Below are 13,108 nucleotides of genomic sequence, written 5' to 3'. Positions count from 1 at the left end.
GTGACTGACTCGGCTATTTTTTTGGATTTATTAATCTTCATCTTCTTCATCAGACTCATCCTCATCTTCGAAGAATTCATTTTGACTCACACGTAAACGAACTAAAGCACGGAACTGCATTAATTCTAAACGTTTCGTCATATTTTCTTCAATCTCTTCTTCTACGGCAGCTAACGCTTCCTTACGATCCTCTTCTGCTCTCGCCACATCAATTTCATCTGGTCTTTGAGCTATTGTACTAAAAAGATTGATCGCATTATCAGAGATATTAACATGACCACCAAAGACAGCGAGTTGCTTTTCGAAACCATTATTCATAATTCGAAGCACACCATCGCCTAAGGTCGTCGAAACGGGCGCATGACCTGGTAACACACCCATATTACCGTCAATCGTACGCATAATAACCATATCCGCTTCCTCAACGAATTTCACGCCACGAGGCGTTGTGATCGTTAATGTTAGTTTCTTTTTATCAATATTTTCTTGAGTTTCAGCCATTTCACTCACCTTGACTATTTCTATACTTTTCAACCACTTCATCAATTGAACCAACGTTCAAGAAGAAGCCTTCTGGTATATCGTCGTGCTCGCCTTCAATAATTTCTCTGAAGCCTTGAAGTGTTTCTTCAATTGTTACGTAACGACCTGGAATCGAAGTGAATTTCTCTGCAACATAGAATGGTTGTGACAAGAATTGTTGTACTTTTCTTGCACGGCTGACGATTTTCTTATCGTCTTCTGATAAGTCGTCCATTCCTAAGATTGCTACAATATCTTGTAATTCTTTGTATTGTTGTAAGATATTTTTTACAGCTTGAGCCACTTGATAATGTTCAGAACCAACAATACTTGCTTCTAGTGAGCGTGAAGAAGATTCTAGTGGATCAATCGCTGGGTAAATACCTTGTTCTACCACAGATCTTGATAAGACCGTGACAGCATCTAAATGCGAGAACGTTGTCGCAGTTGCTGGGTCAGTAAAGTCATCTGCTGGAACATAAATTGCTTGAACAGATGTAATTGAACCTGATTTTGTTGAAGTGATTCGTTCTTGTAAAGATCCGATTTCGTTGGCAAGTGTTGGTTGGTAACCTACAGCACTTGGCGTACGTCCTAATAAGGCAGAAACTTCTGAACCTGCTTGAACAAAACGGAAGATATTATCAATAAATAATAATACGTCTTGCTGTTTCTCATCACGGAAGTACTCTGTCATCGTTAGGCCTGTTAAACCAACACGCATTCTAACTCCAGGAGGTTCGTTCATTTGTCCAAAGACTAAGGCTGTATTATCAATAACGCCTGAGTTTTGCATATCGTAGTAAAGGTCGTTTCCTTCACGAGTACGCTCTCCAACTCCAACGAATACTGAATAACCGCCGTGTTCTTTCGCAATACTATTAATTAATTCCATAATTAGTACTGTTTTACCTACTCCGGCACCACCGAATAACCCGATTTTACCACCTTTTGAGAATGGACAAAGCAAGTCAATGGCTTTAATTCCTGTCTCTAAGATTTCAGGTTGAGCTACGATATCGGTTAATGCAGGGGGTTCTCTGTGGATTGACCATTTTTCTTTAGATTCGATGGGTGGTTTTGCGTCAATGGGTTCACCTAATACGTTCACCATACGTCCTAAAACTTCTTCCCCTACTGGAACACTGATAGGTGCACCAGTATCTAAGGCTTCCATTCCACGTTCTAGACCATCTGTTGGATGCATCGCAATACAACGCACAGCATGGTCACCTAAATGTTGCATGACTTCGACAATGATTTTGTCTTCTTCTAATTCTATTTCAATCGCATTATATAAAGCTGGTAGTTCATCGAATTGAATATCGATAACGGCTCCAATAATTTGAGTGATTTTTCCTATATTTTTTTTAGCCATATTGTTCACCTTTAGTCAAAATTTGTACCTCCTACTATTTCGCTCAATTCTTGTGTAATTGCTCCTTGGCGCTGACGGTTGTACGATAGCGTTAATTCTCGAATCAGTTCGGATGCATTTTTCCCAGCCGAATCCATATTAACCATACGGGCGGATTGTTCACTAGTATGGGCTTCTGAGAATGCTCTAAATATGTTCATATGTAGATATAATGGAACAAGGTGGTCAATGACTGAACTGATACTTGGTTCATATTCACGATCACTTTCGTAACCGAGATAAGTAAAGTTAGACTTAATGGGTAATATTTTTTCAACTTTTGGCTCATGTGTTAACACATTCACGAATTTTGAATAAACAATATACACTTCATCAACTTCTTCAGTTAAGTATTGATTTGTAATCCATTGCGCTATCTCTTGGGAACCATAATATACATGCGAATCCGCTACATCAGTAATTTTACGCACGATATTTTTCTCACGTTTTCTAAAGTAACTGAGTGCCTTTGTCCCTATGGATAGTATCTTTTCTTCGCGACCGTCATCCATGTGTTCTAAAGCTGCGTTTAAAACTGCGGAATTATAAGACCCTACGTAACCTTGATTGCTTGTCATGACAACGTACAGCGAATTTTTCACTTCACGTTCTTCATAGAAAGCGTGATTTAGGGCATCTTCTCTTTCGCCAATTTCTTCGACTTGTTCTTTCAAACCATTATACATAGGTCGGACGCCATTCAATTGAAGGCGTGCCTTATGAAGTTTCGTCGAGGCAATTGTATCCATCGCTTTAATTAATTGTTCAGTGGAACTGACGTTTTCGATTCTATTTTTAATATCTCTCATTGAAGCCAAATCGTAGTCCCCCTAACTATAATTATACTGTTCTTTTACCTTTGCGATAACTTGATCAATTCGTTCAGCTAACTCATCTGAAATTAATCCGGTCGTGCGGATTTCTGTTTGGATATCTTTATGATTCTTTTCAACATATCTCAAGAAATCATTTTGAAATTTTAAGACGCGGTTTACTTCAATGTCTGTTAAATGCCTTTGGCTTAATGCATAGAAAATTAAGACTTGATTCTCAACTTTCATTGGTTTGTATTGACCTTGCTTTAATACTTCCATAATACGCTCACCATGTTCGAGTCGTGCTAAAGTGTCTTTATCTAAATCAGTCCCAAATTGCGAGAAGACTGATAGTTCATTGTATTGAGCAAACTCAATTCTCAGTGGTCCGGCAATTTTCTTCATTGCTGGAATCTGAGCCGACCCACCCACACGTGATACGGATAAACCTGGGTTAATCGCAGGTCGAATTCCGTGGTTGAATAGATCAGATTCTAGATAAATTTGTCCATCAGTAATGGAGATAATGTTTGTTGGAATATAAGCAGAAATGTCTCCCTCTTGTGTTTCTACAATCGGTAAGGCTGTTAATGTTCCTCCACCATGTTCTTCACTCATGCTTGCTGCTCGTTCTAATAATCTCGAGTGTAAGTAGAATACATCACCAGGATAGGCTTCACGTCCAGGTGGACGCTTTAGAAGTAAACTAATTGATCGGTAAGCAACGGCGTGTTTTGATAAATCATCATAAATGATTAAAGCGTCTTTCCCATTATTCATCCATTCTTCCGCGATTGCTGTTCCTGCATAGGGTGAAATATACTGTAAGGGCGCAGGATCACTTGCAGTTGAAACAACGACGGTTGTATAATCCATTGCGTCTGCTTCATTTAAAGTTTTAATAATACGGGCAACTGTCGACGCTTTTTGTCCTATCGCTACGTAGACACAATGTACGCCAGTATTTTTTTGATTGATTATTGTGTCAATTCCGATTGCTGTCTTACCGGTTTCACGGTCTCCAATAATTAACTCACGTTGGCCTTTTCCGATTGGAACGAGCGAGTCAATTGCTTTAATTCCCGTTTGAAGGGGTTGATTCACTTCGCTACGCATAATAACTGTTGGTGCTGGGCTTTCAATGAGGCGGTGTCCGTCTGCTGCGATCGGTCCTTTATCATCGATCGGCTCACCTAAGGCATTCACAACACGTCCTAACATACCATCTCCAACCGGCACTTCTGCCATGCGTCCGGTTAATTTAACCGAATCACCTTCTTTAATTCCAGCATCGGAACCCATGATAATAACACCAATACTGTCTTCATCTAAGTTTTGAGCCATTCCTTGAACGCCGTTTGGAAATTCTAATAGCTCACCACTTTTAGCACTTTCTAAACCATATACTTGTGCAATACCGTCACCCACTTGTGTTACAGTTCCGGCTTCGATAAATTCCATTTTGGTAGAATATGCTTTGATTTGTTCTTTAATTACATTACTTATTTCATTAGATTTAACTGCCACGATAGTCTCCTCTCTTCAAACGTTCTGTCATTTTATTTAGTTCAGTTCGGACAGTACTATCAAAGATTTGTCCATCTACTAATACAGAAAACCCTCCTAAAACTTGAGGGTCAACCGAGCATTTCAAATGAATTTTTGTATCTAATTTATCCGTTAGTGCTTTAACTAAGGATGCTTTTTGGTCTTCACTTAGGGCTGTCGCTGATACGACATAAGCTTCCATATTTCCCAATTGTTTATTTAATTGATGGATGAGATCTGTCAAGACTGGCACAATCAGTGATTCTCGACTTTTTCTAATGAGTAATTCTAAAAACCCCATAAAGTGATCGTCTAGTTTTCCTTCAAAGTTATTCTTGATAAGGGCTTTCTTTTCGACATTAGGTATATCTGGATTCTCCAGAAAGCCTTTAATTTCTTGGTAATCAAGCGAATCTCGGATGAAAGTTGCTTGGTTTAAACTTTTCTCTATGTCATCTTGTTCATTGAGTAGTTCTAACATTGCATTAGAGTAACGATTCACTACTTGGACCATGATGTCTCCTCCATCCTAGAGAGCATTTTTTCGAAGTATTCGGATTGTGCTTCGTCATCCATTTGTTCAGATAAATATTGACTCGCCATTAAGTTGGCCATTTCAATCGATTGAAGACGCATTTCTTCTTCCATGCGCGCACGGTCCGCTGAGATTCTTAAGAGGGCTGCTGATTTAATATCATCGGCTTCAACTTGTGCCCGCTTGAGGACTTCTTTGCGTTCTTCGTCAGCTTGTGCCCGACTTTCATCTAAAAGTTTTAGTCGTTCTTCCTCAATGTCTTCGATTTTTTTATTATATTCTGAAATTGTAGCATCCGCTTCTTTTGACATGCGTTCAGCATGCTCGATGTCCGCTTCGATACTATTAGTACGCTTATCCAAAAAGCTTTTCACAGGTTTATATAATACGTAAGTTAATACAATGGCTAATATAATCCCGTTTAATAACTGAACACCTATTTGAATTAGTGTTTGCCCATCCAGACCAAACACGCGTCCTTCAGGAACTGCTTGGGTCGAAAGAATGATTAAGTTATTCAATTCACATGACCTCCTTTTTCAGTATGCAGTGCATAATTACATTAGGTTAATAAAGATGTCTACTAACGGATTTGCGAATAGCATGATAATTGCGATTAAAAGTCCATAGATACCTGACGTCTCACTCATCGCTAAACCGATAAACATTGTTGAACGAATATCATCTGCTGCTTCTGGTTGTCTCCCCATTGATTCAATTGCTTGTGCCGCAATTCTTGCTTGTCCAAATGTTGTTAGTAATCCGTTTAATAGTGCAATTGCTGCTGCGATGTGCGCAACCGCCATAATTAGTGCTAAATCTCCCATGTGTTAATTCCTCCATTATATTTTTGTATTTTTATAAAATTATTCCCAAATTTACCGAGGCTATTCTGCTGCCCCTTTGACATACATTAAACTAATAATTACGAAAATATATGTCTGTAGTGCTCCGAAAACAACGTCAAAGAATGCGTGTAATAAAGACGGTATCCCAAATTGTACGAATAAGGGCGTCAGTGAATAATACAGTGTTAAGATAATTGTTCCCGAAAGCATATTCCCGAACAAACGGAAACTCAGTGACACTGGCTTAGCCAACTCCCCAATTAAATTCAGTGGGAAGAAGATAAAGTGTGGTTCGAAGAAGGTCTTTAAGTAATCCCCTTTTCGATGTTTGAATCCCATTCCAATCATTAATACGAACGTGGCGAGTGCAAAGGCAAAGGTTGTTGCCCAGTCCGCAGTCGGTGCTCTTAAACCAAAGACGCTAAGTAACGCACTGGTGAGTAGAAAGACAAATATCATAAAGAACCACGGAGATATATACGATAAGTTGACTCCTAACATTCCACCTGCAAAATTATCAAACATCTCTACAACAATTTCGATCACATTTTGAAAACCTCGTGGTACCTTCTTGAAACTGTTGAGTTTGAATCGGACGAAAAGTGCCAGTATTGTTAGTAGAATCATAATAATCCATGTGTTGACAATCGTTTCGGTGATCCAAATTTCAACGCCACCAATATTGAGGACGCCGTAGTTTTCAATATTTAATCCCATAAGCTACACCTCCTATATTTTATTTTGCGTTTTTTACATTTCGAACGGTGTATACAGAAAGCTGAAAAGCAAGAATCCCTAAAACAACACCCCAGAGGTTAATTTGTGGTACAACTGCTCCCAATACAAGCACAACCCCAGAAAGAAACAGTCTGAGTATATGTTGTAAGCCAACATAATTTTTCGCTTTCTTGTTATCCATCGAGAGTGCTTTATCCACCGCTTTATCTAAAAGAACCACTTTCACTATACTTGTTAACGATCCAAGGATCACTCCCCATAAAAACGGAAGAAATTCCAATGACTGGTAAAATAATACTGATCCGACAATACCAATAAGTGCAATAATCAGAATAGAGTAAATCATTCGCTTAGCAATATAAGTCAGTTTCAACATGTCACTCCCCTTTCATCATTTCTTTTTCTCTTCTTCTTTTGGAATATCTAATAAAGATTTAAAGGCTGCTCCAATTCCTAGTAAAGAAAATATTAATAAAAACCATGGCGATGTTCCTAAAAATGCATCCAAATATTTACCAATCATAACACCAATAAATATCGAAGCGGCAATGACAACACCAATATGCGAGAACTGGGCTAAAGCGCGAATTGTCTTATTATTTCTTTCCTGCTTTTCCTGGGAATCCTTTTTGCTCACAACAACCTCCTCCTTACTTTCACGCTTAAATTTTAAATATAAGACTGCTTTAAAATGAAAACCATGTACAGGAAGAGGCTTGTTCAATTCTATATCCTTTTCAATCCTATTAGAATTGTATGAATACTCTGTGAACGAAAAAAGTCTTTCTCAAAATTTTATTCGAGAAAGACCAAAAATATTTTCTATAATTTTCACCTTATGTATAAGGTAAAGATTAATTTCAATACTTATATTTATCCTCGTTATCTCTATGTATCGGTGTAACTCCTTCATTTGTAAACCCTTATATTCTTTACCTTTATATATTGAGATTACCATAAATTATTCAAATATCAAAATGAATAATGTTAATTTTTTATTATTTTTATTTGAGAAGCAAATTTAGCTATTATTATATTGTTAACCAAAAAACATTTCATGAATTGGATTGAATGATTATTTTTATATGTAAGGATAGTCATTATGGAATTTAGTCGGGTTTTTGGGGGATTTAGACTTGCGGAGCGTCGTGAGTCGGCGCGACAGTACGCAAATGAAAATACGGGGCGTCGTGAGCCGGCGCGACAGTACGCAAATGAAAATACGGGGCGTCGTGAGCCGGCGCGACAGTACGCAAATGAAAATGTGGAGCGTCGTGAGCCGGCGCGACAGTCCGCAAACGAAAATGCGTAGCGTCGCGCCAGGTCACGACGCCCCGCAAGCATAAAAAAACACCATTCCATTCAAGAATAGTGTTTATAACTTCTATATTAAATTCTCAGACTGCTTTGGCACACTTGATCTCTGCTTTCTAAAGTTAAATACCTCATTCATGACCGCCGAGCCTAGAATAAACAGCGTCCCAACAATTTGTATCGTGCTTAGAGGTTGGTGTAGCAATACTGCCGATAGGATAATAGCTGTAACTGGATCAATGTAGCTCAAGAGTGATGAGGTTTGAGCTGGCAATTTATTCAAGGCTTCAAAAAATAGTTGGTAAACCCAGCCTGTATGAACAACTCCGACGATCAACAAAAGTCCTAGCACGGAAGGCGTGAAACTCAATCCACTTAAGTCCTCGGTCAGGAACACATATGGAACCATCACCACTGCTGAAACTAACAATTGGAAGAAGGTCAGTTCTAATCCTGGTAAGCCTTTAGTCTTTTTATTTAAAATCATGATCCATGCATACAGAACTGCTGCACCGATTCCATATCCGACCCCGATTAAGTTGACTTGCACCCCACCAAACACACCTGAAATCAAGACCGCTCCGAACAAGGCAGCAACTGTGCTCATGAGATTATAAATCGTCATTTTTTCATTTAATACAAAAGGTGCTAATAATACCACAAAGGCGGGTGCCATATAGTAGCACAAAGTTGCGACGGCGACGCTTGTATATTGATACGCCTCAAATAGGAAAATCCAATTAAAACCAATCGCCGTTCCGGAAATAATTAAGTAAATCGAATTTTTCTTAACAACAGCCCAATCAATCTTCGTTTTCTTAAAAATCATAACCCCGAGCAGGAAAAGTGTTCCGATAACAGCTCTAAACAAAGCAATCACAGCAGATGGCAGCGGAATAAAATGAACAAAAATCCCAATGGACCCCACGATTAACATTGCGACCACTAATTTAACTTTTTCCAAAACACAATCCCCCTCAGCTTTTAAAGTTTTAATAGTATTCTAACATAATTCTAATCTGTTTGGGTGTTTTGTTGTTGGATTTTGCCCCATTCATTCATTCTAAGGTTCATCGTCGCTAGAAATTCATCTACATTTCCTTGGCCATTCGTTAAGACAACTAAAGCATAGACCGGTTCGCCGTCCTCCATATAAATACCGGAGTCGTGAAGAGACCCGCCGATACTACCGTATTTTGTGAACATACCTTCTTGGATGTATTTTTTAAAATATTCTGCCTCGGTGTTCCCGCTAAGTGACGTTAAAATATAACTGTATTTATCTTCAGTGGCGACGGGAAGTAAAATATTCAAAATCATCTGGGCGTCTGCCATATTATTCGTTGTATACTCAGCTTGATCAAACGACAGTCCGCTTAAATTTAAAAGTGACTCTTGCACATTTCCATAAATTTGCTGGTAATAAGAGAAAAGCATATTAAAAGCGGTGTTATCTGACAGAGCTAATGAATTGTAAAACAACTCATATAAAGGATATGACGCCTTCTTCTCACCATTCGTCACTGGACCGGCACCCTCCTCGAACAAAGCGTCACTATAAGGTAACTCTGTCTCAAAAGACATCACACCATCGGCAATTAAATCTGCGTAAAGTCTTGCGACACCCACTTTCGTCACACTTCCAACAAGCATTGGCGTTCGCTCGTTATAGAAAAAATCTGTGTCAGTCTGGTAATTATGATAGGCAACTGAAACAGCCTCTGGATTCAAACCGAATTCTTGAATTGTTGCCGTCACTAATTCTTCCATAGAAGTGAATTGACTATAGTCTTGAGATAATTCTTCAGTCACAGACTCCTCTGTCTCACTCTCAACAGACTCACTTTGAGTCGTCTCTTCTTCTTCAATAACTGGCACAGATTCTTCAGATGTGCTACACGCCGCCAATAAAAACACGGAAACGAATAATAATATTTTCTTTAACAACTTGCTCACCTCATTATTTTTTGTTAAATAAATACCCCACTTTAAACAGTGAGGTAAAGCTTAACTTTATGCTTTTTTAACGAATTCAGACTTTAATTTCATCGCTCCGAAACCATCAATCTTACAATCAATGTCATGTCCATCGGCTGGATCAATAATTAACTTAATGTTCTTTACTTTCGTTCCTTGCTTAATCGCTGATTTGAAACCTTTTACTTTCAAATCTTTGACAACGATAACTGTATCACCGTCCGCAAGCTCATTCCCATTCGAATCTGTAATTGTTTCGCTAGCCTCGATGTCTGCTTGTTCACTTGCAGTCCATTCGTAAGCACATTCCGGACAGACGAATAATGCACCATCTTCATACGTGTATTCCGACTGACATTGTGGGCAATTAGGTACGTTTTCCATTCTGCACCTCCTTATTTTTTATTGAAAATAATCATTCCTCAGCTGTATCTCTTAAATTGATTAAAGCTAAGTACTCTTCAAGAGTCAAACCATGTTCATACATAAATGTCGCGTGGTCTTCTCCTACATAACGAATATGCCAAGGTTCGTATTCGTAACCAGTGATATGTGTTTTGCCTTCTAAGTAGCGTAAGATAAAGCCATAATCATGACCGTTCTCAGCTAACCAAATCGCAGAACCGTATTGGCCGTAGGCTTGGTGTAAATCACGTCCGTATTCTTGCCAATCCGTTCCAAGTAAATCAAAAGCCAATCCAGTCGAATGTTCAGTCGCATCTGCTGGGGCAACAAACATGTCCGTCATATAAAAGGCATCCGCATCACTATAACCATCCGCAATATACATATTATAACGACTATCAAAGTTCATTGCTTGATAGGCAATTGTTCGGTGAGCAGAGACAGTTTCAAAGTAGTATCCAGCTTGTTCTGCTGCGGTAATTAAAGCATTAAACTCTTCGAAAATATTCGCGTTGTAGGCATGTCCCGTCCCTGTCCAAGCAAATTCCATGTCTAAATCTGCTTCCAAACGGTTTTCTCGGTTGATCAGCATGAGTGCTGGATCATCTAAAGACGCATCCTCTGGCAAGGCTTCAACTAATTCTTCTACAGTTAAATCAGATTTAAATGGTTCAATGAGTTCGGTATCAATCAACTCAATCGCTCCAATGGTTTTAACGGGTAAAGTTATCAAGACAACCATTGTCATTAAAAAATAACACCATTTTATTTTAAATTTCATTAATTTAAGCTCCTTCATTAAGATTACTCATCTATTATCTCAAATTTTCTCAGTAAGACAACCTTTTTTCAATAAGCTTTTAAACTAAAACACACCAGCCAATATAAAACAAACTGATGTGTCATTATAATACATTTTAAATATCAATTTCCAACAAGGTTGGCGTGTGGTCTTGACGAGTTCCTGAATCAATCATTTCAGATTTTTGAACTTTATCCGCAATTCGGTCACTTACTAACCAGTAGTCAATTCTCCACCCTGAGTTGTTGATTTTACTAGTCTTCGCGCGTTGATTCCACCAAGAATACACGCCTTCCACATCTCCGTGAATATAACGGAACGTATCTGTAAAACCGCGAGCTAATAGATTTGTGAACCCTTCACGCTCTTCGTCCGTAAAGCCAGCTGATCGACGGTTACTCTTAGGATTTTTCAAGTCAATTTCTTTGTGAGCGACATTATAGTCACCTGTTGCGATGACTGGTTTTTCTTTATCAAGGCTTGCTAAGTAATCCGCATACTTAATATCCCATTGTTGACGCTCTTCTAAACGAACTAAGCCCGAACCAGCATTCGGTGTATATACTTGTGTAATAAAGAAATCATCAAATTCAAGTGTAATAATACGCCCTTCCGCATCCATGGTACTTGGTGCACCAATTTCTGGATATGTAACATTAGGTGAAAGGAAGTTTTTGAATAAGAACATTGTCCCTGCATAACTTTTACGGGCCGGTTCTTTTGAACTGTTCCAAGCGATCGTATAATCTGGCACGTCTTGTTGCAAGATTTCTAAATGCTTTTTAGTTGGTCCTTTACTTGATAATTTTGTTTCTTGAATCGCTATTATATCTGGATCTTCATCTTTAATTGTCTTTAGTACAGCTCTTGATAATTCTGCTCTCGCTGAGTCACTTGTTAAAGCTGCGTTAAGTGAATCGATATTCCATGAAATTAATTTCACTGTCATTCTCCTCGTAAACTTTATTTATTCTTATTCATTTTATATTTAACTGCTTGGATGGTCAAACATTGTGACAATTTCTTTGTAAAAGGGTTCAAAATTGATTGATGATAGCGCTTTATGCTATATTTAAATAAAGATAACGATGATGGAAATAATGGAAGAGAGGGATGTCTATGGCAAGAGGAGGAGGCCGCGGAGGTGGCGGCGGTGGTCGCAGCGGTGGCTTCGGTGGGTCTCGTGGTGGCGGTGGTCGCAGTAGTTCTGGTGGACGCGGTGGCGGATCATTCGGTGGTAGTCGTGGCGGAGGCTCTTGGGGTGGTGGCGGTTCTTGGGGCGGCGGAGGTTACAATTCTCGTCCAGTCATTCGAACCGGACCAATCTTTAACTCATGGGGTTCTCGTCGCAGAAGAAGCTCCTTTGGTGGAGGACCTTATAGAGGCGGAGGTGGCGGTGGCTGTTCAAGCACACTCATCTCAATAGTTATTATTGGTGTAATCATCATGTTCATATTACCAATGATATTTGGTGGTATGGGTGGGAGTTCGAATAATAATTCATCCAGCTCTGAAACTTCTGTAACGCGCTCAACCGTTGAACGTGAGCCACTACCAGCAGGTTCAGTCAATGAAACGGATTATTACACCGATGACGCTAACTGGGTTGAAAACCAAACCGTTATGAATGATGGATTACGTCATTTCTATGAAAAAACAGGTGTGCAGCCTCACGTCTATATTACAACTGAAATTAATGGTTCAAACAATGCTTCAATGTCGGAAGTAGAGGAATATACCAATGAACTTTACGATGAATTATTCACCGATGAAGCTCACTTATTGTTAATGTTTTATGAAGGAACACCAAGTAATTACACGACTTATTATGTCACGGGTTCCCAAGCTGACCAAGTGATTGATAGAGAAGCGGCTGACATACTATTAGATTACATTGACCGATATTACTATGACATGAATCTCAACACATCTGAATTCTTTAGCAAGTCATTCCGTGATGCAGCTGATCGAATTATGGATGTAACAACCTCACCTTGGATACCTGTCCTACTAGTAATTGGTGGCGTGATTCTCGTTGGAATCCTATTCTTATGGTGGCGTAAACGTAAGCAACAAGAAGCGATTGAAGCCAAACGTACCGAAGATATGTTGAGTAAACCGATTGACACTTTCGGAAAAAGTTCTGAAGCAGACGATTTAGCAAAAAAATACGAAGACAAATAATAT

16 protein-coding genes are annotated in these 13,108 nt (G+C 39.0%); 1 reads left to right on the top strand and 15 read right to left on the bottom strand.

Translation table 11 applies throughout. The annotated features are described in order from the left end of the window. Nucleotides 1-30 precede the first annotated feature (30 nt). The 15 genes from atpC to ACFO5Y_RS02160 all read right to left on the bottom strand — a co-directional run bounded on the left by atpC (nucleotide 31) and on the right by ACFO5Y_RS02160 (nucleotide 11,864). Complete coding sequence (gene atpC / locus ACFO5Y_RS02230; RefSeq protein ID WP_197103805.1) at nucleotides 31-501, bottom strand: ATP synthase F1 subunit epsilon; 471 nt, start codon at nucleotides 499-501, stop codon at nucleotides 31-33. Between the two features lies 1 nt (nucleotide 502). Beyond that, on the bottom strand, nucleotides 503-1,900 hold the full coding sequence (gene atpD, locus ACFO5Y_RS02225) for a F0F1 ATP synthase subunit beta (RefSeq protein WP_197103804.1): 1,398 nt from the start codon (nucleotides 1,898-1,900) through the stop codon (nucleotides 503-505). Between the two features lie 11 nt (nucleotides 1,901-1,911). Next, nucleotides 1,912-2,748: an ATP synthase F1 subunit gamma gene (gene atpG / locus ACFO5Y_RS02220; RefSeq protein ID WP_231606829.1), complete on the bottom strand. Its 837-nt coding sequence runs from the start codon at nucleotides 2,746-2,748 to the stop codon at nucleotides 1,912-1,914. A gap of 21 nt (nucleotides 2,749-2,769) precedes the next feature. Then, a complete protein-coding gene (gene atpA, locus ACFO5Y_RS02215) occupies nucleotides 2,770-4,281 on the bottom strand; it encodes a F0F1 ATP synthase subunit alpha (RefSeq protein ID WP_197103802.1) in 1,512 nt (503 codons plus the stop codon). After that, nucleotides 4,271-4,816, bottom strand: a complete 546-nt coding sequence (atpH, locus tag ACFO5Y_RS02210; RefSeq protein ID WP_197103801.1) for an ATP synthase F1 subunit delta — start codon at nucleotides 4,814-4,816, stop codon at nucleotides 4,271-4,273. Before atpH ends, atpA begins: the two co-directional genes overlap by 11 nt. Then, nucleotides 4,804-5,358 carry a F0F1 ATP synthase subunit B family protein gene (locus ACFO5Y_RS02205; protein WP_197103800.1) on the bottom strand — a complete coding sequence of 185 codons (555 nt, stop codon included), beginning with the start codon at nucleotides 5,356-5,358 and terminating at the stop codon, nucleotides 4,804-4,806. The genes atpH and ACFO5Y_RS02205 overlap by 13 nt, the downstream gene beginning before the upstream one ends. Nucleotides 5,359-5,394: 36 nt before the next feature. After that, complete coding sequence (gene atpE, locus ACFO5Y_RS02200; RefSeq protein WP_231606824.1) at nucleotides 5,395-5,664, bottom strand: ATP synthase F0 subunit C; 270 nt, start codon at nucleotides 5,662-5,664, stop codon at nucleotides 5,395-5,397. Between the two features lie 60 nt (nucleotides 5,665-5,724). Then, a complete protein-coding gene (locus ACFO5Y_RS02195) occupies nucleotides 5,725-6,402 on the bottom strand; it encodes a F0F1 ATP synthase subunit A (protein WP_197103799.1) in 678 nt (225 codons plus the stop codon). Between the two features lie 19 nt (nucleotides 6,403-6,421). Beyond that, nucleotides 6,422-6,796 (bottom strand): ATP synthase subunit I, encoded by a 375-nt coding sequence (locus ACFO5Y_RS02190; RefSeq protein WP_197103798.1) that lies wholly within the window; start codon nucleotides 6,794-6,796, stop codon nucleotides 6,422-6,424. Nucleotides 6,797-6,814: 18 nt separating this feature from the next. Then, nucleotides 6,815-7,060, bottom strand: a complete 246-nt coding sequence (locus tag ACFO5Y_RS02185) for an AtpZ/AtpI family protein (protein ID WP_197103797.1) — start codon at nucleotides 7,058-7,060, stop codon at nucleotides 6,815-6,817. 747 nt (nucleotides 7,061-7,807) lie between these two features. Beyond that, complete coding sequence (locus ACFO5Y_RS02180) at nucleotides 7,808-8,701, bottom strand: DMT family transporter (RefSeq protein WP_197103796.1); 894 nt, start codon at nucleotides 8,699-8,701, stop codon at nucleotides 7,808-7,810. Between the two features lie 50 nt (nucleotides 8,702-8,751). Then, complete coding sequence (locus ACFO5Y_RS02175; RefSeq protein ID WP_197103795.1) at nucleotides 8,752-9,684, bottom strand: serine hydrolase; 933 nt, start codon at nucleotides 9,682-9,684, stop codon at nucleotides 8,752-8,754. A gap of 66 nt (nucleotides 9,685-9,750) precedes the next feature. After that, nucleotides 9,751-10,098 (bottom strand): zinc ribbon domain-containing protein YjdM, encoded by a 348-nt coding sequence (locus ACFO5Y_RS02170; protein ID WP_138404178.1) that lies wholly within the window; start codon nucleotides 10,096-10,098, stop codon nucleotides 9,751-9,753. A gap of 31 nt (nucleotides 10,099-10,129) precedes the next feature. Beyond that, entirely contained in the window at nucleotides 10,130-10,900 is a 771-nt protein-coding gene (locus tag ACFO5Y_RS02165) for a M15 family metallopeptidase (protein WP_197103794.1), read from the bottom strand. 136 nt (nucleotides 10,901-11,036) lie between these two features. Then, nucleotides 11,037-11,864, bottom strand: coding sequence for an exodeoxyribonuclease III (locus tag ACFO5Y_RS02160; protein ID WP_197103793.1), 828 nt, complete (start codon nucleotides 11,862-11,864; stop codon nucleotides 11,037-11,039). A 176-nt stretch (nucleotides 11,865-12,040) separates the two neighbouring features. Between ACFO5Y_RS02160 and ACFO5Y_RS02155 the strand changes: the two genes are divergently transcribed. Then, complete coding sequence (locus ACFO5Y_RS02155; RefSeq protein WP_197103860.1) at nucleotides 12,041-13,105, top strand: hypothetical protein; 1,065 nt, start codon at nucleotides 12,041-12,043, stop codon at nucleotides 13,103-13,105. Nucleotides 13,106-13,108 lie beyond the last annotated feature (3 nt).

Origin of the sequence: Ruoffia tabacinasalis (genome assembly GCF_042652985.1) — a bacterium.
GTDB lineage: Bacteria > Bacillota > Bacilli > Lactobacillales > Aerococcaceae > Ruoffia > Ruoffia tabacinasalis.
This window is presented reverse-complemented; position numbering and strand designations above follow the sequence as displayed.

Bases quoted from the DNA above. Each gene is read 5' to 3' on its own strand.
- atpC (WP_197103805.1), bottom strand. From the start codon at position 501: ATGGCTGAAACTCAAGAAAATATTGATAAAAAGAAACTAACATTAACG.
- atpD (WP_197103804.1), bottom strand. From the start codon at position 1,900: ATGGCTAAAAAAAATATAGGAAAAATCACTCAAATTATTGGAGCCGTT.
- atpG (WP_231606829.1), bottom strand. From the start codon at position 2,748: ATGAGAGATATTAAAAATAGAATCGAAAACGTCAGTTCCACTGAACAA.
- atpH (WP_197103801.1), bottom strand. From the start codon at position 4,816: ATGGTCCAAGTAGTGAATCGTTACTCTAATGCAATGTTAGAACTACTC.
- atpE (WP_231606824.1), bottom strand. From the start codon at position 5,664: ATGGGAGATTTAGCACTAATTATGGCGGTTGCGCACATCGCAGCAGCA.
- ACFO5Y_RS02195 (WP_197103799.1), bottom strand. From the start codon at position 6,402: ATGGGATTAAATATTGAAAACTACGGCGTCCTCAATATTGGTGGCGTT.
- ACFO5Y_RS02170 (WP_138404178.1), bottom strand. From the start codon at position 10,098: ATGGAAAACGTACCTAATTGCCCACAATGTCAGTCGGAATACACGTAT.
- ACFO5Y_RS02165 (WP_197103794.1), bottom strand. From the start codon at position 10,900: ATGAAATTTAAAATAAAATGGTGTTATTTTTTAATGACAATGGTTGTC.
- ACFO5Y_RS02155 (WP_197103860.1), top strand. From the start codon at position 12,041: ATGGCAAGAGGAGGAGGCCGCGGAGGTGGCGGCGGTGGTCGCAGCGGT.